The sequence below is a fragment of the Pseudobythopirellula maris genome, from assembly GCF_007859945.1.
Classification (GTDB): domain Bacteria; phylum Planctomycetota; class Planctomycetia; order Pirellulales; family Lacipirellulaceae; genus Pseudobythopirellula; species Pseudobythopirellula maris.
On record NZ_SJPQ01000005.1, the window covers coordinates 69,627 to 92,871 of the forward strand.

At 69.2% G+C, this 23,245-nt stretch carries 17 protein-coding genes; 1 reads left to right on the forward strand and 16 read right to left on the reverse strand.

The features are described from left to right. Nucleotides 1–6 precede the first annotated feature (6 nt). The 14 genes from Mal64_RS18935 to rpmF form a co-directional block, all read right to left on the reverse strand. A complete protein-coding gene (locus Mal64_RS18935) occupies nucleotides 7–2,376 on the reverse strand; it encodes a tetratricopeptide repeat protein (RefSeq protein WP_146403315.1) in 2,370 nt (789 codons plus the stop codon). Between the two features lie 35 nt (nucleotides 2,377–2,411). After that, complete coding sequence (locus Mal64_RS20010; RefSeq protein WP_197525892.1) at nucleotides 2,412–3,524, reverse strand: hypothetical protein; 1,113 nt, start codon at nucleotides 3,522–3,524, stop codon at nucleotides 2,412–2,414. A 102-nt stretch (nucleotides 3,525–3,626) separates the two neighbouring features. Next, the gene (gene rbfA, locus Mal64_RS18945; protein ID WP_146403317.1) at nucleotides 3,627–4,061 is read right to left on the reverse strand and encodes a 30S ribosome-binding factor RbfA; all 435 of its coding nucleotides are present in this window, start codon (nucleotides 4,059–4,061) and stop codon (nucleotides 3,627–3,629) included. Nucleotides 4,062–4,141: 80 nt separating this feature from the next. Continuing rightward, nucleotides 4,142–7,012 carry a translation initiation factor IF-2 gene (gene infB, locus Mal64_RS18950; protein WP_146403319.1) on the reverse strand — a complete coding sequence of 957 codons (2,871 nt, stop codon included), beginning with the start codon at nucleotides 7,010–7,012 and terminating at the stop codon, nucleotides 4,142–4,144. Nucleotides 7,013–7,541: 529 nt separating this feature from the next. Beyond that, nucleotides 7,542–9,008 carry a transcription termination factor NusA gene (gene nusA, locus Mal64_RS18955; protein WP_146403321.1) on the reverse strand — a complete coding sequence of 489 codons (1,467 nt, stop codon included), beginning with the start codon at nucleotides 9,006–9,008 and terminating at the stop codon, nucleotides 7,542–7,544. Nucleotides 9,009–9,305: 297 nt separating this feature from the next. Further along, nucleotides 9,306–10,655 carry a beta-ketoacyl-[acyl-carrier-protein] synthase family protein gene (locus Mal64_RS18960; RefSeq protein WP_146403323.1) on the reverse strand — a complete coding sequence of 450 codons (1,350 nt, stop codon included), beginning with the start codon at nucleotides 10,653–10,655 and terminating at the stop codon, nucleotides 9,306–9,308. Between the two features lie 90 nt (nucleotides 10,656–10,745). After that, the gene (locus Mal64_RS18965; protein WP_146403325.1) at nucleotides 10,746–11,984 is read right to left on the reverse strand and encodes a hypothetical protein; all 1,239 of its coding nucleotides are present in this window, start codon (nucleotides 11,982–11,984) and stop codon (nucleotides 10,746–10,748) included. Between the two features lie 143 nt (nucleotides 11,985–12,127). Then, on the reverse strand, nucleotides 12,128–13,360 hold the full coding sequence (locus Mal64_RS18970; protein WP_146403327.1) for a hypothetical protein: 1,233 nt from the start codon (nucleotides 13,358–13,360) through the stop codon (nucleotides 12,128–12,130). 129 nt (nucleotides 13,361–13,489) lie between these two features. Continuing rightward, the gene (locus Mal64_RS18975) at nucleotides 13,490–15,394 is read right to left on the reverse strand and encodes a dockerin type I domain-containing protein (RefSeq protein WP_146403329.1); all 1,905 of its coding nucleotides are present in this window, start codon (nucleotides 15,392–15,394) and stop codon (nucleotides 13,490–13,492) included. A gap of 236 nt (nucleotides 15,395–15,630) precedes the next feature. Further along, a complete protein-coding gene (gene fabF / locus Mal64_RS18980) occupies nucleotides 15,631–16,869 on the reverse strand; it encodes a beta-ketoacyl-ACP synthase II (RefSeq protein WP_146403331.1) in 1,239 nt (412 codons plus the stop codon). Between the two features lie 206 nt (nucleotides 16,870–17,075). Further along, nucleotides 17,076–17,315: an acyl carrier protein gene (gene acpP / locus Mal64_RS18985; protein ID WP_146403333.1), complete on the reverse strand. Its 240-nt coding sequence runs from the start codon at nucleotides 17,313–17,315 to the stop codon at nucleotides 17,076–17,078. 322 nt (nucleotides 17,316–17,637) lie between these two features. Then, nucleotides 17,638–18,414: a 3-oxoacyl-[acyl-carrier-protein] reductase gene (gene fabG / locus Mal64_RS18990; RefSeq protein ID WP_146403335.1), complete on the reverse strand. Its 777-nt coding sequence runs from the start codon at nucleotides 18,412–18,414 to the stop codon at nucleotides 17,638–17,640. Between the two features lie 116 nt (nucleotides 18,415–18,530). Then, on the reverse strand, nucleotides 18,531–19,445 hold the full coding sequence (gene fabD / locus Mal64_RS18995) for an ACP S-malonyltransferase (protein WP_146403337.1): 915 nt from the start codon (nucleotides 19,443–19,445) through the stop codon (nucleotides 18,531–18,533). Between the two features lie 95 nt (nucleotides 19,446–19,540). Further along, nucleotides 19,541–19,723: a 50S ribosomal protein L32 gene (gene rpmF, locus Mal64_RS19000; RefSeq protein WP_146403339.1), complete on the reverse strand. Its 183-nt coding sequence runs from the start codon at nucleotides 19,721–19,723 to the stop codon at nucleotides 19,541–19,543. Between the two features lie 648 nt (nucleotides 19,724–20,371). On the opposite strand from rpmF, the gene Mal64_RS19005 reads away from it, so the two are divergent. After that, the gene (locus Mal64_RS19005; protein WP_146403341.1) at nucleotides 20,372–20,695 is read left to right on the forward strand and encodes a DUF6793 family protein; all 324 of its coding nucleotides are present in this window, start codon (nucleotides 20,372–20,374) and stop codon (nucleotides 20,693–20,695) included. A 106-nt stretch (nucleotides 20,696–20,801) separates the two neighbouring features. Here Mal64_RS19005 and Mal64_RS20525 read toward each other — a convergent pair whose 3' ends face one another. Together Mal64_RS20525 and Mal64_RS19015 are read right to left on the reverse strand one after the other, a co-directional pair. After that, a complete protein-coding gene (locus tag Mal64_RS20525) occupies nucleotides 20,802–21,983 on the reverse strand; it encodes a hypothetical protein (RefSeq protein WP_231993875.1) in 1,182 nt (393 codons plus the stop codon). A gap of 487 nt (nucleotides 21,984–22,470) precedes the next feature. Next, the gene (locus Mal64_RS19015) at nucleotides 22,471–23,076 is read right to left on the reverse strand and encodes a superoxide dismutase (RefSeq protein WP_146403343.1); all 606 of its coding nucleotides are present in this window, start codon (nucleotides 23,074–23,076) and stop codon (nucleotides 22,471–22,473) included. Nucleotides 23,077–23,245 lie beyond the last annotated feature (169 nt).

Genomic DNA, 23,245 nt, shown 5'->3' on the forward strand with positions numbered 1-23,245 from the left:
ATCAGCTCAAGGCAGCTTGGCTCGCACGGCTTCCGCCATCTCGGGGTCGCTCTCTTCCAGCAGCTCGATCGCCTGGCGCCACGCACGCCGGGCCGATTCGTCCTGGCCGCCCTGGGCGAGGGCGTCGCCCAGGTGGTCGTGGAGCACGCCGTCTGGGTCGCCCTCGGCGTCGGCCAGTTCGACGGCCCGCCGCAGCTCGTCGATCGCCGCCTGCTGGTCGCCAAGCCGGAACAACACCCAGCCGAGCGTGTCGTGGTAGGCGGCGCTCGAGGGACGCGAGGCGACTGCCGCGCGGGCCAAACGCAACGCCGAGGCGAGCCGCGCGCCACGGCCTTCGCCATTGATTCTGCTGGCGTCGGCGGGGGCTTCGGACCACAGGTAGGCCAGGTCGTTGCTGGCGCCCGGGCTCTCGGGGAACTCGTCGAGCACGCGTTGCAGCTCCTCGGCCGCAGCCGCGTAATCGCCCTCTTGGGCGAGCAGCGCTGAGAGCGCGAGGCGGCTGTCTTTGAGTGTCTGGCGGGTGGCGGCGTCGCGGTCGTTGGCGAAACGCCCCACCAGCTCCTGGTACTCGGCGATCGCTTCGTCGTGGCGGCCCGCGTGCTGGAAGATCCAGGCCGGCCGGGCCGCGAACTCGACCACCTCGGGCTGCTGGCGGCTCGCGCGGCGGGCGGCGACGAGCGCCTCCTCGGTGCGGCCGAGCATCGCCAGGGCGGTGGCTTGGTACTGGAGCGGTCCGCTGTCGCTCGCGCCCCACACACGGTGGCTCTCGCCCCAGGCGAACGCCCGCTGGGCCGCTTCGTACTGTTCGGCGATGAGCATGTCGAAGCCCCACTCCAGGGCGGCCTCGGCCGCCGGCAGCAAGGCGAGCCGCACCTCGGGAGTTGGCTCCTCGTCAGCGGGGACGTCGGCGTTTGAGGGCAACAGCCGCTCGCACGTCTCCTGCCAGCACGAGGAGGCGATGTCGTGCCGCTCGAGCGAGGCCGACAGGCGCCGTGCGGCGGTCAGTTGGGCGTCGCTCCAGTCCGGTGGGGCGACGCGGTCGAGCCGCTCGATCAATCGTTGGCGGAGCGCGTCGCGGCCGTCGGCGGCCAGCGCCTTCTCGATCGCCGCGGCGTGTTCGTCGAGCGAGAGCGTGCGTTCGGCGAGCCGGGCGACCAGTTCGAACAGCTCCGCCGCCTTGCCGCCCGAGGCGAGCGTCTCGATCAGCCGATCGGCGCCCTCGGCCAAGGCGGCGTCGTCGAGCGGGTTGGCGGGGCGGTCTTGTGTGAGCCGGGTCATCGGGTCGCTGTCGACGAGCGGCGTAACGACCGATCGGTAGGCGGCGATGGCGCGATCGGCTTCGTCCGATCGGCGCAGTGCGTCGCCCCAGACGATCTGGGCGAGCGGGTCGTTGGGGCGCCGCTGCGCGAGCCGGCCGAGCGCGGCGAGTTCGCGCTGGGGGCCGCCGAGGCGGCGGTGCAGTTGGCCGTACAGTTCGTAAGGCGACAGGCCCAAGCCTCCGGCCGCGCCGTCGATGGCGCCCGCCAACGCGTCGAGCGCGGCGAGCGGCGCCCCGCGGGCTTCGGCCGTGCGGGCGAGCCAGAACTTGGCGCGGGGCGCCTCGGACGGGTCCTCGGCGAGCCGCTCGAAGGCGTACTGAGCGTCGGCGTGGGCGCCCGACTCGAGCGCGCAGACGCCGATCAGCTGCCAAGTGGCGGTGAGGCCGGCGCCCAGCGCGCGGCCCAGCCGGTCGCCCGCACCGCCCGGCCGACGCAGCGCCGCCAGCGGCGCCTCGAACGCGTGGGTCGCCGCCGCCGGGTCTCCTGAGAGGTACTCGGCCCGGGCCCATTCGATACGCAGCATGAGGCGGCCCGCTTGGTCGTCGGCCGATGGCTTGGAGCCTGGCGTGGCGTCGACAAACCGGGCGGAGAGCGCGCGATAGAGCAGAGCGGCGTGGCGCCACTCGCGGCGTTCGGCCGCCATCAGCGCGAGACGCCTGAGCAGCACCGGGTCGTCGATCACGGCGTGGGCGTGGGGGGCGTCGCTCGGCAGCTTGATCGCGTAGCGGACCGCCTCCTCGGGACGCGACAGGCTCAGCGCCAGCGGCACGGCCTCGCGCTGCGCCTCTTCGGCCAGAGGGGGGCAGCTGCGCGCGGCGCGTTGGTACTGACGCAGGGCGCCCTCGGCGTCGCCGCGGCGGTAGAGCGAGCGGGCGGTCGCGAAGTGCGCGGCCGCCAAGCGGCGGTCCTCCGATTCGAATCGCGCGAGCAGCGTGGCGCTGTCGGCGGCGTCGGCCTGGGGGGCGGGCGGCGCGTCGGCTCGGGCGCCCCGGCCAGCGGCCAAAAAAGCCGCTGCCGTCAGCGCGACGAGCAACCAGTTGCGAGAGGAGGCGATCACTGCGAGGGGGATCCGATCGGGCCGCACGAAGCGGCTCACTTCGGCTTGCGCTTCGTGATCTTCGAGGCGGAGGTCTTCTTTTTCTTGGTTTTGCTTTTGGTCGTCGGCTTGCTCTTGGCGGCGGAAGAGGCCGTCGATGGCGCCGCCTTCTTCTTTTTCTTGACGACCTTCTTCTTCGCCGCCGGCTTGGCGGCCTTCTTGGTGGCGGCCTTCTTCTTCGTGGTCCCGGACTTCGGCGCCGCCTTGGACGCGGTCTTTTTGGTCGCCGGTTTCTTCTTGTCGGCCGGCTTGGCGGCGGCCTTTTTGACGGTCGACTTCTTGGCGGGCGCGGCCGCTTCGGCGGGCGCCGCCTTCTTGGCGGGCTTCTTCGCTTCGGGCTTCTTTGTTTCGGGCGGCTTGGCCTCGGTCTTGGCGGCGGGCTTCTTGGCCGCCGGCTCGGGCTTGGGTTTGGGCTTCGGCTCGGGCTTGGGAAGACGCTTGGGGAGCCGGTCTTTGCACTTCGGGTCGATCGCCAAAAGCAGCTTGCGCGCCGCGGGGCCGTACGGGCTGCGGCCGACCTCCACGCCGAGTTGGTGCAGCAGCGATCCGGCCTCGACACCCTTGTTCTTGGGGATCGCACGCTCGAGGCCGGGCGCCTGGCCCTTCTTGGCCTCGGCTTCGGTGATCACGTCGAGCACCACGAGCGAGAGTAGCAGCCCCTTGTTGACCGGGATGTTGTGACCACCCAGGCCGTTCTGCACCGCGTAGGCGACGATGAACGGCGTGACGCCGTCGTGCTTTTCGAGCTGCTTGACCGACTGGCCAAGGTTTTGCTTCTTCATCGTCTCGATGTCGAAGGCGTAAACGCTCTCGAACACGCTCTGCAGCGTGCGCTTCAACCGGTCGGCGGACTGCACGGGGTCGTTGAGACCCTTGAGAACGCCGGCAAGCTCGGTGCGGGTGCTGACCCGAACCTCGTTCCAATCAAAGTAGTCGCCGCGGAGCGTCTCGAACGCCTTCTGGGCGGCTTCGTGGTTCGAGTTCTCCACCAGGCACGCGTAAAGCAGCGTGTCGAGCAGCGGCAGCTGCGGCGGCGTGGTCGGTTTGAACTGCTTCTTGAGCGCGGTAACGATCTTCGTGATGCGTGAAGCGCGGTTCGTCGTGGCCATGGCTGCTGCGGGGAGGCGAGTCGTTGGTTCGGCGGTCGCTGGGGGGGAAGGGGACGCTGCGGCGCCCGCCCAAGCGGCGGTCTTAACTTTAATCCAAGGAGACTAGGAGTCCGAGTCTTTCTCGGCGGTTTCGGCCGGGGGGGCGTCGTCCGCGTGCGGGGCTTCCGGCGGTGGGTCGTCGGTCGCCGGCTCGTCTTCGGGGAGCACTTCGGCGAGCGCCTTGGCGATGGCGATCGATTTCTTCACGCCCTGGTCGAGCACGAACTTCAGCTTGGGGGTGTAGCGGGTGTCGATGCGGTTGGCCAGCTTCGACTGCAGGAACCCCGCCGCGCTCTCAAGGCCGTGCAGGCAGCGGCTCTGGGCGGCGTCGTTGCCCATGACCGAGACGTTGACCTTGGCCAAACGCAGGTCGGGCGACACCTCGACCCCGGTGACGGTGACCCCCTCGACGCGTGGGTCGGACAGGTCGGTCAGGATGGCCATGCCGACGACTTCGCGGATCGCTTCGGCGGCCTTGAGGACTCGGCGTGAGGTCATGGGGCAGGTGCAGGAAACGCCAGGGTAGATAGGGGAAGGGCCACACAGCGAGGGCGGCCGCGGCGACCGCCCTCAGGAAATCAGTCGTCGAAACTGCGACCGATCTCTTCGATTTTGTAGGCCTCGAACAGGTCGCCCTCCTTGATGTCGTTGAACCCGGCGAGCTTGATGCCACACTCGTAGCCCTCGCGCACCTCCTTGGCGTCGTCCTTCTCACGCCGCAGGGTGTCGACCGCGTAGTCGCCGATGATCGTGTTGTCGCGGATCACCCGCACACGGGCGTCGCGTGAAACCACGCCTTGCAGCACGCGGCAACCGGCGATCGAGCCGATGCGGCTGATCTTGAACACCAGCTGCACGAGCACGCGGCCGAGCTCGACCTCGCGTTGCTCGGGCTTGAGCATGCCCTCCATCGCCGAGCGGAGCTCGTCGGTGATCTTGTAGATCACGCCGTAGCGGCGGATCTGGACGCCGACCTCGCTGGCCCGGGCGCGGGCCTTGTCGTCCGGCACGACGTTGAACGCGATGACGATCGCGTCCGACGCTTCGGCCAGCACGATGTCGCCCTCGGTGATGCCGCCGACGCCCTTCTGCAGGATGCGGAGTCGCACCTCGGGGTGGTCGAGCTTCTCGAGCTCTTTCTCGATCGCCTCGATCGAGCCACGCACGTCGGCCCGGATGATGAGGTTGAGGGTCTGCACCTCTTCGGCGCCTTCGAGGCGGTCGAACAGGTTCTCGAGCGTCACCTGCTGGTAGCCGGTGGCGCCGAGGAAGTCGGAGCGTTCGGCGTGCGCGCGGGCCTCGGCGATCTCGCGTGCCTGCGAGATGTCGTCGAGCACGTACATCCGCTCGCCGGCGCCCGGCGCCGTGTCGAGACCGGTCAGGTTGACCGGCGTGCTCGGCAGCGCCTCGGTCAGCCGCTTCTTGGGGTCGAGCGGGTCGTACATCGCCTTGACGCGTCCGTAGGCGTCGCCGCAGACGATGATGTCGCCCACCCGCAGCGTGCCGTTGGTGACCATCACCTTGGTGACGACGCCGCGGTCCGAGTCTTGCTGCGACTCGAGGCAGGCGCCGATCGCCGGGCGATTCGGATTGGCGGTGTACTCGTGCAACTCGGCGACGGTGAGCAGCGTGTCGAGCAGGTCGTCGAGCCCCTCGCCCGTCATGGCGCTGGTCTTGATGACCTCGACCTCGCCGCCCCACTCGCTCGGCAGCAAGTCGTTGGCCGCCAGGCCCTGCATGGCGCGGTTGATGTCGACGCCAGGCAGGTCGCACTTGTTCAGGGCGACGACGATCGGCACGTCGGCCGCCTTGGCGTGCGAGATCGCCTCTTCGGTTTGGGGCATGACGCCGTCGTCGGCCGCCACCACGATGACCGCGATGTCGGTCACGTTGGCGCCGCGGGCGCGCATCTCGGTGAACGCGGCGTGGCCCGGCGTGTCGACAAAGGCGATCGGCTTGTTGTCCTTGTCGATCTGGTACGCGCGGATGTGCTGCGTGATGCCTCCGCTCTCGCCGCCGGCCACGTCGATGCCGATCAGCTTGTCGAGCAGCGACGTCTTGCCGTGGTCGACGTGCCCCAGGAACGTGATCACGGGGGCCCGGGCGACGAGGTCCTCGGCCGGGTCCTCGCGGTCTTCCAGGGCCGTGAGCACGCGGTCTTCGAGCGTCTCGGGCTGGGCGAAATCGACGTCGAGGTCGAGCTCGGCGGCGATGAACTCGGTCAGCTCCGGGTCGATCTGAGCCGTGATGGTGGTCATCACGCCCTCGGCCATCAGGATCCGCAAGATCTGGGCCGCCGGCACGCCGGCCGACTCACTCAGTTCCTTGACCGTGCACGGCAGCTGGACGGTGATGCGGCCCTTGCGCGGGGCGGCGGTGTTGATGCCTGTGCGTTTGCGCCGGGTGCGGAACGAACGGCGCGGCATGCGCGAAGAGCCGCCCGAGCGGTTGCGGCTGAGCTGACGCTGCTCGCGGCCGCCGAGCATCGGCTTGTTGGGGTCGCGTGCGGCGGCGCCTCCGGCGGCGGTCCCACGACCGCGTCCGCCGGTCTCGTCGGTGCGGCTGCGGATCTTCTCGGCCTCGAGGGTCCGCTCGGCGCGCTTCAGGTGAGCGGCGAGCGGCTTGGCGCCGATCTTCCCGCCGGTGAGCACCTCGGCCGGCAGCTTCATGTCGGGCTTCTGCGCCGGGCCGCCCTCTTCCTTGGCGGTCTTCTTCGGAGCGGCCGGCGCTGCGGTCGGCATGGCGGCCAGCTTGACCACGGGGCGCGGCTTGGGGGCGTCGCCCTGCTTGCGGGGCGTCTTGGCGCCTTGGCCGCCACCACCGCCGCCGCCGCCGACGACCGGCATCCGGCCGCTGCCGCCGCCGGGGGTCATGTAGTCTTCACGACGCACCATGCCGGCCAACGGGCCGGGGCGCGAGAGGTCGGAACGCTCCTCGGTCGAGGACTCGGCGGCTTCCGAGCCGCCGGCGTCTTCTCCGGCCGGCTTGGCTTCGCTCGACTGAGGCTCAGTCGGCTTCGCTTCGGCCGCTTCTCCGGCGGGCGTTGGCTGGGGGGCTTCCGCGGGCGCCGGCGTGGCCGGCGGCTCCGACGCGTCCGCGGCCACGGCGGCATCGGGCGTTTCGGCGGGGGCCTCGGGCGCGGGGTCGGCGGGCGGCTTGGGATCGGCCTTCTTGGGGACGATCACCCGCATGCGGCCGGTCTTGGAGTCGGGGCGCGAGGGGCGCTCCATTGCCGGGGGGGCCTTTGGCGTGCTACCGCCACCGCCGCCCGAGGGCGCAGCGCCCGACGGCTTGTTGGACAAGAAGTCCTTGACCTTGGCAACCTCGTCGTCGGACAAGCTAGCCAGGGCCGAGCCCTTGCCTGTCACGCCCGCGCGGGTGCAGATATCGACCAGCTCTTTGCTGTCGACTGCGAGTTCCTTCGCCAGGGAATAGATGCGAACCGCCAAGAGTTTTACTCTCCCATTGTCGCCCGAGTCGCGGGGCCTGGCGGGCCTCTACGCGCGTTGGGTCGGTCGTGTCGTTTAAGAGGTCATGAACGTGTCTCCCGACAAGCGACCGCCAATTGCCTTGACGGGCGTTTTTCGTTCGTTTGTTTTGGTAGGTTCGCTCGAGGCGGGTGGCCGCGAGCCCTGTTCCGTTAGCCTGTTACGCCAGCACTGTATCGTCGCTTGCCAACGGTCTTCGCCTCTGGTTGTGGCGAAGACCCGCTATTATGCAGCGCCTCGGGCCACACACGCGAGGGGCCCCTGTGGCGTTTTGGGGAGTTTTCCGTAGAAAACTCCCCTTATATGTCTCGAATCGGTCACCACGGTCGGGCTGGCGGGTCTTGCAGTTGGCCCCAGTCCCGGCTGGCAGCACGGCCAGTCCCGGTTGCCAGCACGGGGCCAGCAGTGGGGGGGAGCCGCTTGCCGTGCCGCTGATCAGCGGGCGAACGCGTCGCCCGGAGCCAGGGGAGCCCGACCGCCGTGTGGTCGGTTATTTGCTCGCCTCGGGGCTTGCGGGGGTCGGCTCTTCTTCTTCGCCCGTCGCCGCTTCGGCGGCAGGCTCCTCGGCGACAGCCTCCTCGCTGGCGGCCTCTGCGGCCGGCGCGACATCGGCTGGGGCTTCTTCGGTGGCTGGGGCTTCTTCGGTCGCAGCCTCCTCGGTCGCATCCACTTCGGGGGCGTCGCCCTCGGCGCCAGCCTCGGCGGCTTCGCCGCCTTCGGTGGCGGCCTGGGCCTCAGCCAGCTTGGCGTCGGCCTCTGCTTGCCGCTGCTGTTCCTTCTTGAGCCGGCGGGCGGCGACGGCGGCCGCTTCGGCCTCTTCGGCCCGGTTTTCGGCTTGTTCGACGATGTGGTTGACGACCTCCTCGCTGATGCCGCCCATCTCCATCAGGTCGTCGGGCTCGATGATCGACAGGTCGTCGTAGCTGAGGAAGCCCTCCTCGACGAGCCGCTCGGCAACCGAGATCTCCAGCCCCTCGATGGTGCTGTAACCGTCGATCGCGCGGTCGATGTTCTCGGCCAGTTCGTCCTGGGTCATGATCTCGATGTCCCAGCCGGAGAGCTTGCTCGCCAGGCGGACGTTCTGGCCGCGGCGGCCGATCGCCAGCGACAGGTTGTCTTCCTGCACGAGCACGATCGCCCGGCCGAGCATCTTGCAGAGGATCACCTGATCGACCTCGGCCGGCTGCAAGGCGTTGGGGATCAGGACCTCGAGGTTGTCGTCCCAGCGGACGATGTCGATCCGCTCGCCGCTGAGCTCTTCGACGATGTTCTTGATGCGGTTGCCGCGAACGCCGACGCAGGCGCCGACGCAGTCGACGCGGGTGTCGCTGCTCGAGACGGCCACCTTCGACCGGTAGCCCGGCTCGCGCGACATGGCGCGGATCTCGATCACGCCGTCGGCGATCTCGGGGATCTCTTGCTCGAACAGGCGCTGCACCAGGGCGGGCATGCGGCGGCTGAGGATCACCTTCACGCGGCTGCCCGCCTTGCGGACCTCGTACACGGCGGCGCGGATCCGCTCGTTGGCGTGGTGCGTCTCGCCGGGGATCTGCTCGCTGCGCGGCAGGATCGCTTCGACGTTCGGCAGGGTGACCGTGGCGGCCGCCCCTTCGTAGCGGTTGATCACGCCGCTGACCATCTGGCCGATCAGCTCGTCGTACTCGTCGTACAGGGCGTCCCGCTCCGCCTCGCGGATCTTCTGGATCATCACCTGCTTGGCGGTCTGGGCGCCGATGCGGCCCACCACCTCCTCGGAGTCGAGCTGCTCGCCGTCGCAGTGGGCGGTGATCTCGCCGCTGCTGCGGTCGATCGAAACCAGGATGTCCGCCTCTTCGCCGTAGTACTTACCCAACGCCGACACCAAAGCCGCTTCGATCCCCTCGAAAACGATCTCCTTGTCGATGTTCTTGTCGCGATGGATCGCGTCGACAATGCGGAGGATTTCAGATGCGTTCATGGCGTTGTGGCGGCGGTGCTGGCGCCGCGGACGATACGGGTTGTCGGGTTGTACAGTGACGCCGCGTGGTTCGATTGCGAGGCGGCGAACTGGCCGGGCCGCTCGGTCGCGGTGCGGCGACAAAAAAACCGGCTTAGCGCCGGCTCCGTGTCTCGCAATCGTGTCTCACGTGGGTCGCACTCCGCCACGGGCGGGCGTGAGCGGCCCGCGGCAAGTCGTTCAAGGCTACCGCCGGCCCCCCGGAGTGTCAACCTACGCGTGCTCGTCCCGTTCCCGATAAACGGGCCAGCCGGACGTTCAACCGGTCTGGGCGACACAAACCGCCGCCGCTTGCCCCTGCGGGGTGGTGTTGACCGTCGCAAAGCGATCGCCCGGGGCGACACCCCCCTCGGTGGCCACCCGAATCGGGCAGTCGGCCGAGGGGTCCTCGCAGTTGAGCGTACGCGGCAACTCGCCGTGGCGGGTCGCCAGCAGGCTCGCCACCAGTTCGACCACGCCGCCGCCGGCGCCGAGGTTGCCAAAGTAACTCTTGGGGGCGAACACCGGCGTGGCGCCGGCCGCGTCGCCGAGTGCGGCTCGCAGGCCCTCGGCCTCTTGGCGGTCGGCGTCGGGGGCGCCGATGCCGTGGGCGTTGACGTGCCCCAGCCGGTCGGCTGTCCAGTCGGCGTCGCGGAGCGCTGCCTTGAGCGCCTGGGCGATCGCCACGTCGTTGCGGCCGACGAGCTGGTTGGTTTCCGGGTTGTGGGTCGACACCTGAGAAGAGCCGAAGCCGACGACCTCGCCGTAAACCTCGGCCCCGCGGGCTTGGGCCGATTCGAGCGTTTCGAGCACCAGCATGCCGGCGCCCTCGCCGCAGACCATGCCCGCAGCGTTCGTGTCGAACGGGCGGCTCGCCTTGACGGGGTCGATGTCGCCCAGGGCGAGCCGGTCGGACTGGAGCGTGTGGATCGCCTGCATCGGCATGATCCGCGTGCCGGTGGCGCCCGCCACCATGCGGTCGGCGTGCCCGCGGGCGATCGTCCGCAGCGCCTCGCCCACGGCCATCAGGCCCGACGCCTCACGCATCGTCAGCGAATTATTGGGCCCGCGCAGGTCGTTGAAGATCGCGATGTGGCTGGCCGGCATGTTGGGCAGGTACTTGAGCATCCACAGCGGCTCGACCTCGTCGAGGCCTTCTTCGCCCCAGATGTCGAGGCTGAAAGGACCGTTCTCGGTGCACTTGGCCATGCCGCCGACGAAGTCTTGCGGCAGGGTGAGCATGTAGTCGCTGCCCAGGACCACGCCGCTGCGCTCGGGATCGGGCGCCGCGTCCTCGGCGCCGTAGCCGGCGTCGGTCAGTGCGAGCTGCGCCGCGGCGACGGCCATTTGCGTTTCGCGGCACATGAGCTTGAGGCCCTTGCGGATCGCCTTCTTGGTCTCCTTCGTGAGGGGGCCGAAGTCGTCGATCTTGCCGCTGAACGTGTGGGCCTCGGCCGCGAAGCGGGGCGAGGTGGCGTCTTGGGGAAAGCGGTCGCTTGCGGCGACGCCGCTGCGGCCCGCGACGAGCGATTCCCAGAGCGCATCGGCCGAATCGCCGATCGGGCTGATGAGCCCTACGCCCGTGATCACCACGCGCCTGTCGTTGGTCGTATTGGGTGTGCTAGCCATAGACCCAATAGCGTAGCAAACCGCTTAGTGGGACGGGGAGGGGGGCCGCGGGCCGGATGCCCGCAGCTGGCGTGCGTGGTCGCGGGTGTCTCAGTAACGCCCGCTGAAAGAGCCGGGGCGGGCGGCCGTGGAGACCCCGCCTCGGGCGGCCGACGGCGTGATCGAGTTCTTGACCTCGATGAACAAGAGCGCGTCGGCCCGGGGCGGCGACTTGAGCATCGGCAGCACCGCGCTGAGGGGGTTGCCGCCCGATTCGTCCGGCGTCGGCGTGGCCACCACCCCCATCGAGAGCAGCAGCACCTGGTCCGACGGCCAGCGGAACCGCTCGTGCAGGTTCGCCATCGTCATCTGCGGCACGTCGATCTTCATCTTCTGCGAGGTGTTCATCGCCGAGGGCAGGTCGAGCGTCACCGGCACGAGCTTCTCGATCTGGTTGAGCCGCAGCTTGACCACCGCCTCGGCCGACGTGAGGTCGAGCGACAGCAGCGGGTTGAACTCCAACGCGGCGCCCTCTTCGAGCTGCCCCGGCTCGGGCTGGAAGCCGGGCCAGGCGTTCGCCGTGCGGACGATCCCCTTCACGTAGCCGCGTGGGCGCATCGTCGAGAACACGGTCGACTGGCCGTTCGGCACGACCTGGTTGGCGGCGTTGTACTCACGGTAGTCGCCGCGGCGCTGCAGCTCGGAGAGGAGCAGCGCATAGTTTTCCTTGGGCATGATCCACCCCTGCAGCCCCGGCGACTGCACCGGGATTGGGGTGAGCAGGCCGAGCGCCTTGGCCCGCCAGTTCGGGTTTCGCACCGCCGCCACCCGCATCGAGAACGCCCGCTCGGCCGAGCGGCTGTTGACGAAGCGGTCGACGATGTCGGCCACGATGTTTTGCATCTCGGGCGTGTGATAGACGGTGAGCGTGTCGCGGCTGGCGTTCATCAGGCCGAAGGTCTCGCTGTGCCAGGCGTCGTAGCCGGTCTCTCGGAGGATCCAGTCGACGATCGCCTGCTGCGGCTTGGCGGCGTCGCCCATCCGCATGGTGTAGGGCCTGATGTCGTACTCTCGCCACTTTTGGTCGGCGTCGTTCGGCAGGTGGGCGTTGCCCTCGGTCACCCGTGCGCGGCGCGGCCCGTTCGTGCCGACGGGCGCCATTTGCGATTCGGCCGTGGCGGCGGACGGCGTTGCCGCGGCGCTCACAGACGCGTTGGCGCTGGGCGGGCTGGGCGCCGCCGAGGAGCCGTAGCGGCCGTTGGGCGCGGAGCCCCAGTCGCCCAATTGGGCGGAGGCGTGCGGGACGCTAAAGATCGTCGCGGCCAGGAGGGCCGCCAAGGTTCGCCGCATCATGCCGAGCGCTTTCCGGTTTACGGTCTCGCTTCGCGCATCGAGAGCCGGGGGGCGTCTCGCACGCAGGGTTCAGGGGCGGGGATGGTAGGGGCTCCCCCCCGATCGAAGCAAGACAGAACGCCCCGGGTCCGCCGGCGGTGCTAGCGGCGGCGGAGCAGCACCGCGGCGGCGCTGGCTATCAGCAGCGCGGCGCCCGGCTCGGGCACGCTGGTCCCCTGCGCCAGGCCGGGGAGTGTGTCGCCGAAGTGGCTGACCCAGGCGTCGTAGTCGGCGGTTTTCACCACGCCGCCGACGGCCGGGTCGCGGTTGGGCAACGCGTAAGAAGTGCCGCGACGGTCGCGCCACACGGTGAAGTCGGCCGCGTCGACCACGCCGTTGTTGTTGTAGTCGCCCACCAGCAGCGGGACCTCGGGCTCGACGAGGCTCCAGCCGAGGTCGGTCAACGCCGCGGCGTCGAGCGCGGTGAGCAGCTTGCGTTCGCCGCCCAGCAGGCCCGGCGTGAGCGACGCCTCTTGGCTCGCTAGGCCGCCGTAGACCCGGCTGGTGGTCTGATCCAACCAGTGGCCCGACGGCACGTCGACGTTGGGGTTCTCGCTCGACGGCTCGGTGTCGAGCGGCACGCGGCCGCCGTACTCCGCCTTCGACGCCGAGCCGTCGAAGCGGTAGGGGTTGGCCACCACCAGGTCGACCCACTCCTGCGAGCCGCCGTAGCCGAGGGCGTGGGCCAGCTCGTGGATCGCGGTGGAGTAAAAGTCGGTTTGGTTCGCGGCCGGCTGCTTGGTGTGGTCGTAGTTCCAATTCGCGGTCGTGTCGAAAGAGAGATAGCCGCCCCAGCTGGCGAAGCCGCTCGACTCGCCCCGCTGCAGCAGCGCGTCGACAAAGTCGTCGGTGATCTGTTCGATCTGGTCGATCTCTTGCGACGAGAACGACCCGTTGGGAGTGCGCGACCAGCCCGGAGAACTCGTGCCGCCGAAGCCGATCGTCGGCCCCGGTATCGACCTGGCGCCGGCGTAGATGCGGTACTCGTTCGCGTCGAGCGAAAGATTGTAGAGAGTGAGAGGGTTCCCGGTGGCGGGGTGCAGGACGCCGATCTGCGAGGTCCAGATGACGCTGCCCGAGGCGACTTGGCTGTAGAAGGGGGCGGGCGTCTGGACCGCGGAGAACGTGTCTTGGAGGATGCCGCTGTAAAAATCAGCCGCCGATTCGAGCGCGGCCCGCGCCTTCGAGCCGTTGGCCGTCGAGCTGCTGAAGAAGCCGCTGCTGTCGTACGTGTAATCGATCACGATGTCGATCGCCGCCGCCGGCCGAGTCGCCAGCAGCACGATCGCCAGCAGGGCGAGCCGTCGAGCGATCCGATGTCGTGGGTGAATCATCCTGACCGCCGGTAGCGTGGAGGCGCGTGCGAGGGACGCATCGACGGCGACGGAGGGCGCCGCCCGCAGAGCATCCGTATTAAGGCAGTTTATCGCGGCTGGATGACGCCCGCAAATAAAGCGGCCACGCTAGCGACGGGGCCCGCAGGGCCTACGGAGTCGGCGCGGCCGGCGAGCGGCAGCCCCCAGGCAGCCCGCCAGCAGGGCGATCGCCGCGCCGGCCGGCTCCGGCACGCCGGCGGCGGGGCTCGTCAGCGTGTCGCCGTAGTGGTCACGCCACACGACCCAATCGCCGCCGTCGACCACGCCGTCGAGGTTGCCGTCGGCGGCCAGCAGCCCGGCGGGGCCGGTCTGGTTGAGGGTGTCGCGCCACACCGTGAAGTCGGCGGCGTCGACGGCGCCGTCGGCGTTGAAGTCGCCGGTGAGTCCCGTGTCGACAACGAGCGAGAGAGCGCCGGTCGTTTGCAACACCCGCCAGTCGAGGCCCGAGGTGAGCGCGGGCAGGCTGTACTCATCGAACGCTCCCGAGAGGGCGCCCCCGGCCCGGATCAATTCCAGGCGGCGCCCGGGCAGCGGCGAGTAGACGCCCCCGGCGCCTTCGAGCAACGCGACTCGCAGTTCGCCGCCCAGCTGAGCATCGCCGTTCAGCACGATGCGGTCGTGGCCGGCGCCCGTTGGGGGGCCGAGCACCTCGATCTCTAGCACCGCAGCGCTCGACCAAACGGCGTCGCCTTCCAAGAGGATCTCGGCCGGGCCCTGGCCGGGGCTCATCAGCCCGCGGAACTCGACCGCGCCGGAGCCCGTGAATCCGTCGCCGGCGTAATCGCCGTCGATTATCAGGCTAGCGCCTGCGGCCACATGGGCCGCGCCGCCGTGGTTGGTCAGCGCCCCGCTGAGCGTGGCCGTGGCGTCCGCTTCGACGGTGAGCGTTCCGCCCGCGCCGATCGACAATGTCGAGGCGAACTGGGCGTCTCCCGCCAGGTCGACGCCGCCGCCGTCGCTGATCGCCACGCCGCCGACGCTCGTTAGCGAAGCGTTGTCGAGGCCAACCGAATGCCCCTGGCCGAGCGTCAGGAGGGTGTCGCCCAGTTTGAGCTCGCCCCCCTCCAGCGCTTCGAGCCGCGACTGCGGGGTGAGCCCACGCAACACCGCGCCCGTTTCTCGGTACTCGCCGCCGTTGACCGTGAGCCCCCGGGGCAAGAAGACCCGCGACGACGAGACACGCAGCCGGCCGGTGGGGTTGACCGTCACGTGGCTGCTGAAGCGCAGGTCGGAGGAGTTGATCGCCGCGATCATGCCCGACGTGTCGAGCTCGCTGTCGGAGCCGATCACCAGCGGATGGGGGCCGTTCTGTTGGAGCACGCCGCCGATCACCTGCAGGACCCCGTGCTGACCCTCGCCGCCGGTCGTGGCGATCGACACGTTGTCGACCGTGGCCTCGACGCCCGGCATCACCGTGACGAGCCCTTCGAAATTGCCGCCGCCGGTCTCGGCCAGCGACAGGTCGCCCAGCACGGGGGTGGCGCCGGCGATCGCTAGTAATTCGGTCGAGCTGTTGTCGGTGCCCGCGGCTATGTTGGTCGCACCCGCGTTGTAGTAGCTGTTGTTGCCCAGTTCGAGCAGCGTCTCGGAGCCGAGGGTCGCGGTCTCGTCGACGCTGAGCACAAAGTCTTCGAGTTCGAGCGAGCCCGATTCAAGGTCGAAGTTGTGGGCCGCTCTGAGCGACGAGGTCTGGTTGCCCTTGAAATGGAAATCGCCGTTGGCGACTTGCAAGTGGTGGACCAGGATGTCCGCGTTGAATTCGTAGCCGACCGTGTGCGAGCCGAACAGGTCGAACCTCGCCGTTTCGTTCACGCTGTCGGGCGTGTTGGCTGGCAGCCAGTTGGCGGGGTTGGCGTAGGCGCCCTCGGACAAAGCGTTCCAAGAATGGAGCTGTTGCGCGTCGAGCCGCCCGGCGGTGGCGGCGACCAAGACCCCCGCCAGCACGGCGCAGGTTTTTAGTAAAAGCAACGCGTGGGATGAGGTGCGTGGCATCGGCGCGAATCGTCGGTCTGCGAGGTGCGGAGACAAAGAGGCGGCTTCGAGCAGGATTTTCATCCTAATCGAGCGCCAATCCGCATGCAGGCTAAAAAACGCCGCGGGGGTGGGTCGTAAGTATTAACGCGCCTGACTGGCGCCTTTTACCCAATTTCCGACCTCCCGATCCTCTGCTGCGGGTCCTGCCCGCACGCCGCAGCCCCCGGCTTGGGAGCCTCAACCCCGGAGCCGGGTCATTCGGCGCGGCCAATGATGATCGACGCGTTGTGCCCGCCGAAGCCGAAGCTGTTGCTCATCGTGCGGTTGAGCTCCCGCTCTTTGGGCTGGCCCGGCGTGTAGTCGAGGTCGCACTCGGGGTCGGGCGTTTCGAGGTTGATCGTCGGCGGGACGACCTGGTTGACCAGGGCCAACGCGCAGAAGATCGCCTCGACGCCGCCGCTCGCCCCCAGCAGGTGCCCCAACTGGCTCTTGGTGCTGGAGACCGACATCTTGTAGGCGTGGTCGCCGTAGACCGACTTGATCGCCTCGGTCTCGGCCTTGTCGCCCAGCGGCGTGCTCGTGCCGTGGGCGTTGATGTAGTCGATCGATTCGGGATCGAGGCCGGCGTTTTTCAGGGCGTTGGACATCGCCCGGGCGGCGCCGGCGCCGTGCGGGTCGGGTTGGGTGATGTGGCCGGCGTCGCCGCTCGCCCCGGCGCCGAGCACCTCGCCGTAGATCGTCGCGCCGCGGGCCTTGGCGTGCTCTAATTCCTCGAAAACGAGCAGCCCGGCGCCCTCGGAGAGCACGAAGCCGTCGCGGTCTTTGTCGAACGGCCGGCTGGCGCCGGTGGGGTCGTCGTGCCGCTCGGAGAGGGCGCGCATGTTCGAGAAGCCGGCCAGGGCGATCGCCGTGCAGGCCGCCTCGGCGCCGCCGGTGACCATGACGTCGGCGTCGTCGTCCTGGATGGTCTTCATCGCGTTGCCCATGGCGTTCGTCGCGCTGGCGCAGGCGGTGGCGATGGCGTAGTTCGGGCCGCGCAGGCCGTAGCGGATCGAGACGTGCCCGCTGGCGGCGTTGAGCATCAGCTTGGGGATCGTGAACGGCGAGACCTTGCCGGGGCCCTTGGTCAGCAGCCGCTCGTTCTGCTGCTCGATCTCGTTGAGCCCGCCGATGCCCGACCCGATGATCACGCCGCAGCGGTAGGGGTCTTCCTTCGCGAAGTCGATGCCCGAGTCGTTCACCGCGTCGACGGCGGCGACCATGGCGAGCTGCGTGAAGCGGTCGATCCGCTTGTTGTCTTTGTGCTCGACGTAGCCGGCGGTCGACCAGTCGTAGATGTCGCCGCCGAAGTGGACCTTGTGCTGCGAGGTGTCGAAGTCACGGATCTCGTGGATGCCGCTCTCGCCCGCCAAGATGCGGCGCCAGAGGTCGTCGACTTTCAGAGACAGAGAGGTCACGGCTCCCATGCCGGTGATTGCTACGCGTCGCTTCATGTGTCTCGGTCGTGGGTTCTCGCCCCGGCGGCGGCTCGCACGGTGGGGCGGGCGGCGGGGCGGGTTCGGTGAATGGCGACGGCGTCAGCCGCCACGATGATAAAAAAGCGGCGCACGCCGAGGAGGTCGTGCGCCGCTTGATGCATAGTACGGGCATGGCCGTGCGGGGCGACCCCCGGGGGGACCGCCATCGCCGACCAAGCGGCTCACTTGCTGCCGTTCGCGTCGATAAAATCGACCGCCTGACCGACGGTCTGGATCTTCTCGGCCGCGTCGTCCGGGATGTTGATGTCGAACTCTTCCTCAAGCTCCATCACCAGCTCGACCGTGTCGAGCGAGTCGGCCCCGAGGTCCGTGACGAACGAGGTTTCGGGCGTGATCTTGTCTTTATCAACACCCAGTTGTTCCGCCACGATGTCGGTGACACGTTCAAGCACAGTTGCCACAGTCTGAATCTCCTGTCAAAGGGGCGCCGAGCGGCTAGGGCGGGGGCGGGGCCTCCGCATCTAAAGCAGGGAAGGGGGTCGCTCGGGCGGTTGGTTTCGTATCCGTTCCGGTGGGCCTGAGGCCCTGGGCGGCTGGTGGGTTGGTTCAGGTGGTAGGGGCCCTGAAGAGCAGCGCAACAAAATAGATGATCTTCACAAGGGGGGTCAAGGCGTGCCGGCCGGCCGCTGCGGGCGACCGATGGCCTCGTGGGCCCTAGTGGGCGGTGGTTGCGGCTACCCCAGCTGGGTGTACGGCCCTCTCGGGGATTGGCCCCGCCGCCGGTCAGGCGGTCATTCCCCCGTCGATCGTCAGCACGTGGCCGTTGACGTAGGCGCCCGACTCGCTCGCCAGGTACAGCACGCCGTCGGCCACTTCCTCGGCGGCGCCGAGCCGCTGGAGCGGCACGTTCTGCTTGATCGCCTCCTGCAGCGCCTCGCCCAGCGTCTCGGTCATGTCCGAGGCGATGAACCCGGGGCAGATGGCGTTCACGGTGATCGGCCGCCGCTTGCTGGCCAGCTCCTTGGCCACCGTGCGGGTGAAGCCCACCACGCCCGCCTTCGAGGCGGAGTAGTTGGCCTGGCCCGGGTTGCCCATCAGGCCCGACACGCTGGAGATGTTGATGATCCGCCCGCGGCGGGTCCGCATCATCGCCTGCGACGCCGCCTTGGTGAACAGGAAGACCGACCGCAGGTTGGTCGAGATCACCGCGTCCCAGTCGTCGGCGGTCATGCGCGGCAGCAGGCCGTCTTTGGTGATGCCGGCGTTGTTGACCATGATGTCGAGCTGCCCCCACTCTTCGATCACCTTCTCGAAGAGGGCGGTGACGGCCGACTCGTCGGTCACGTCGCAGGGGAAGGCCTCGGCGGCGCCGCCGGCCGAGGTGATTTCCTCGACCGTCTCGGCCAGCTTGTCGGCGCTGCGGGCGATGCAGCCGACCTTGGCGCCCGCGGCGCCGAGCGCCAGGGCGATCGCTTTGCCGATGCCGCGCGAAGCGCCCGTGACGAGCGCCGTTTGGCCGCTCAGGTCGACTTGCACACGGCGGTTGGGCTGTTCTGACATCGGCAAGGTTCCTCGTGTCCGTGGGCTCGGGAAAGAGCGCTGATGGGTTGAACGGGGTCGGGGCCGGGGGGCGACCAAAGACAGGCGCCGAGGCCTCGGGCGGCCGTGGGGGGGGGCTAAGCCGGCACGCTCTCGCAGGGCGTTTTACGCTCGATCCGCTTGAGCAGCCCTCGGAGCACGCGCCCGGGGCCGATCTCGTAGAACGAACCGACGCCCATCTCGCCGGTGAGCCGCCGCATCGACGCCTCCCACAGCACCGGGCTGCAGACCTGGCGTACGAGCAGGTCGCGGATCTCGTCCGGGTCGTCGTGCACGCCGGCGTCGACGTTCGACACGACCGGCAGCCTGGGGGCCTTGAGCTCGACATCGGCCAGCACGGCCGAGAGCCGCTCGACGGCCGGTTGCATCAGTTCGGTGTGGAACGCCCCGGCCACGGCGAGCGGCACGACACGCATGGCGCCCGCTTCGTTGGCCAATTCGGCGACCCGTTCGCAGGCGCCGGTCGAACCCGACACGACGGTGTTGCCGGGGCAGAGCAGGTTGGCCACGCGGAGCGTCTCTCCGCCGGCCGCCTGCTCGCAGAGGCCTTCGATCGCTTCGACCTCCAGGCCGAGGATGCTGACCATGCCACTGGGCGACGCCTCGGCGGCGTCTTGCATGGCCGACCCGCGCTCGGCGACGACCCGCAGGCCGTCTTCAAAGCTCATGACGCCGGCGAACACCAAGGCGGTGTACTCGCCGAGGCTCAGCCCCGCGGCGGCCGCGCAGTCGGCCACGATCTCCGGCGCGTCGAGCTTGATCCGTTCGAGCGCGGCGAGGCTGGCCACGTAGATCGCCGGCTGGCTGTAGGCGGTCGAGTCGAGCTGGTCGGCGGGACCCTCGCTGCAGAGCTGCAGCAGGTCGTAACCGAGCTGCTGCGAGGCGCGCTCGAACAGCTCGGCGGCCTGCGGCAGCTCGGCCGAAAGCTCGGCGGCCATGCCGACTGTTTGCGCGCCCTGCCCGGGGAACAGGAATGCCGTCTTCTCGGCCATCGAGTGCCTATGAAGTTTGCGTGCGGATCGAATCGTGGGCGCCCCCCCGGTGGGGGCGACGGCTTGATGCGGAGCGTCGGAAAGCCCCGCCTCGATCACTCGGCTTCGATGACGGCGCGGCCCATGTAGTGGCCGCAATTCGAGTTGGGGCACACCACGTGCGTCGGCGCCATCGTGCCGCAGCGCGGGCACGCGTGCAGCTGCTTGGCCTTCGGCTGATCGTTCGCACGACGCTTGCCGCTGCGGTGGTTCGAGTGCTTACGTTTGGGGACAGCCATGGCGCCAGCCCTAGTCGGGGAGGAAAATGGTCGGAAAGCGGCGGGCCTGATGGCCAGGCGCCGACGGGATGTACGGTACGATCGTCTGTCGGCGAGCAGCGGGCCCGGCCTTGCGGCGGCCCCCTGGGGAAGCCGTCAAACAATCGTGAAGCCCGCCAGCGTAACGCCCAGCCCGCCAGCGTGTCAATGCCCGGCTAGGGACTGCCGTAGGTGGGGGCGAGCCGGCGGGCGTAAGCCCCCCCTCGGGGCGAAGCGGCTCGGAGAGAGGCGGGCAACGAGGCCCCGCTCAACCGCCCCCCCAACTGTCTAGAACGCACGAACGATAGCCGTAGCGTTGTTTTCGCCTGATCGACGCCGAATCACACCGCCGCACACGCTACGCATCCGTGCGATTCGCACGAAGTCCTGTTCTCACTCCAGTACAAGCCCTCCGCGGGCTTACGCCCTGCGGCTCGCCGTGGAAGCCTGGGGCGCCGTTGCGTTGACGCGGCGTGGCGCCGTTTCTTAGGATTCCGAATAAGCATCTGCTGTCGCGGCGACGATCCGTCCGGCGATGGGCTAGAATAACGCTTCGACGCTTCCAGCAATTCTCACGCCCCCACCGGGGGTCTGATCAGCCTAGCTACCCCACCCTCAGGGCCCCCCAACATGCCACTCTTCGAGGTGGAGACCAACAGCCACATCGTGATCACCTGGGCCGAAGACGCCGACGCGGCCACGGCCGTCGTGACCGAGAATTTTCCGAGCGACGCGGTCCTGCGGCTCACGAAGCGGCCACGCGACACGTGGGTGATCTCCAAGGCGGCGCTCGGCATCCCGAGCAAAACCGACCCCTGCCAGACGGCGCGTGAGTGCCTCTCCCGCGCTGAGGGCGACAAGGTCCACGCGATCCGTCTCTACATGAAAGAGAAGGGCGTCGACCTGGAGCAGGCCCGCAAGGTGATCGAGTCGAACATGGTCATCGGCTGGTGAGCCGAGCCCCGCTCGCATCCGATCGCGACCACCCATCTTGGCCGCGTGTCGCCCCGTGCGGTTCCGCAGTTTGGCTACCGAATCGCCCGTGTGCCTTCAGCGGGCCTCAGCGGTACGACGTTGGCGAGCCGTAGCGATCGCCCGACGTGGTATTCGGGTAGGGCGACGCGGCCGGTGTGCTGGGGTAGGCGGGCGTTGTCGCGCCGCTTTGAGGCGTGCTCGGCGCTGAGGTCGACGGGTAAGCGTTCGACGGCGCGGAGTTTGTCGGGGCTGAGTTCATCGGCGTCGAGTTCAACGGCGTGGAGTTCATCGGAGCGGAACTCGATTGCGCGGAGCTCGACGGGTAGTTGGGCGTCGTGGGCAACGAGGCAACGCTGACCGACGGCTCGTAAGAGCCGGTGCCGCCCGGCCGGTAAGCGCCGGGGGCCGAAGCCAGGCGGATCTCGCTGACCGCGGGCGGCGCGGCGGGCGACGCTGCGGCGGGTGGGGTCGTCGGTATCGCGGACACACCGGCGGCGGCCGCGTAGCGGTCCGTAGGAGCGGGCGCGGCCGGAGCAACCGGGCTGGTCGCCACCGCGGCGGGAGATGTCGCCGGGGCCGTGGCCACCGGCGTCGTGCTCGGGTAGGGAGTGCTCGTGGCGTAGCCGTAGCGTCCGCCTTCGGGCGCGGCGGCGGGCGTGTTGCTCGCCGGCGGGGTCGAGGGCGGCGTCATCGGCGGGACGCTGGGCGCCGCCGCCAAGCTGTAGCGATCGCCCGACGGCGTGGCGGGACCACTCGGCGTGCTGGTGGCCGGTGCGGAGTTCGCCGCGGCGTAGCCGTTCGGGTCGTAGGGGCCGCTGCTGGCGGCGGTGTTCGTGGTGGGGTAGGCGCTCGGCGCGGCGCTGCTGGGCAGCTGGGGCGAGCTGGTGGTTGGGTAGGGCGTCGCCGAAGTGTTGGCTGCCATCGCGGCGACCGGGTTGGTCTCGATCCGCGGCAGCGACCCGACCGCATTGTCGATCGCCTTGGCCGTTGCAGCGCTCACCGAGTCGACCGACTGGTGGGCCGATCCGGTCGCCTGGGCGAGGGTGGTTTGGGCCGATTCGACGAGCGGCGTGGCCGACTCGCTGGGCGGCGCCGGGGCCGCTCGGGCCACGAGGGCGGCGTCTTCGGGCGCGTTGCGCCAGGGGGTCATCCAGGCCCAGCGTGAGCCGCCCGATTGGCAGCCGGTCGAGGCCAGGCAGGCGAACGAGAGCACGAGGCAAACGCCGCGGGCGATTGTGGCGTGGCGGTGGTCGGTGTGATTTCGCATGGCTTCCGTGCCCCGCTTCGGTGGCTTGTCTTGTAGGTGTTTAGCTAGCGTCGTCGGCCGTGGGCGCGACGCGTGGACTCTCTATGGCTATCTCGGCTCGCCCGATCGGATCGGTTCACCCGTTCAGGAGAATCGGATCAGGTTCCCATGCCGGCGCCGCTGGCGCCCGACGCCGCGCCGATCCGTGGCCGAGCTATAGAGAATGGGCGGGGGGCGCGGCAAGAGCGGTTGCTACTCGCCACGCCACGAACCCACAAAATCGCGAACCCACAGAACCGAAGCGCCGGGGCTTGAGCCGGAGGGCGCGGGGCGGTGAGCCGGAGGGCGTAAGCCCCCGGTGGCTTGAGGTGCGGGTGGCGCCGTGTACCCGCTACGCTCGGGGGGGCTTAAGCCCCCCGGCTCGCCATTTACTGGAGGCGGGGCCATAAAAAAAGCCCGGCGCGACCATGGCGTCGCGCCGGGCTTCTAGTCCATTAATCAGCAGCGGTCACTTCGCGGCGGCGTACAGCTCGCCGACCTTGGCCCAGTCGACCACGTTCCAGAACGCGGCGATGTAATCGGGACGCTTGTTCTGGTACTTGAGGTAGTAGGCGTGCTCCCAGACGTCGATGCCGAGGATCGGGGTGCGGCCTTCCATGTAGGGGTTGTCTTGGTTCGGCGTGCTCTCGACCTTGAGCTTGCCGCCCTCGACGCTGAGCCAGGCCCAGCCGCTGCCGAACCGCGTGGCGGCGGCGTTTGCGAAGTCTTCCTTGAATTTCTCGAACCCGCCCAGCTCGGCGTCGATCGCCGCGGCCAGGTCGCCCGAGGGCGCCCCGCCGCCCGAGCCGCTCAGCGTGACCCAAAACAGCGAGTGGTTGGCGTGGCCGCCGCCGTTGTTGCGCACGGCGCCCTGCTTGTCGGCGGGCACGCTGGCGATGTTCTTGCAAAGGTCCTCGATCGACTGCGAGCCGAGGTCGGTCCCCTCGATCGCCGCGTTGAGCTTCGTCACGTAGGCGTTGTGGTGCTTGTCGTGATGGATCTCCATCGTCTTCGCGTCGATGTGCGGTTCGAGCGCGTCGAACGCGTACGGCAGGTCGGGCAGGGAGTAAGCCATGGCGGGTGAAGCTCCTCGGGTCGGAGTGGTTGAGAGCCGGCCAAGCCGCTTGTGCGGCGGCCGGCTGGGAGAGACGCTTGCGGCGCAACCGGGGTCGCCGGTCGCTCGACCACAGCTTATCGCAACCCTCGTGCCGGCAACAGCGTCGGTAGAAACCGGCGGCGCCGTG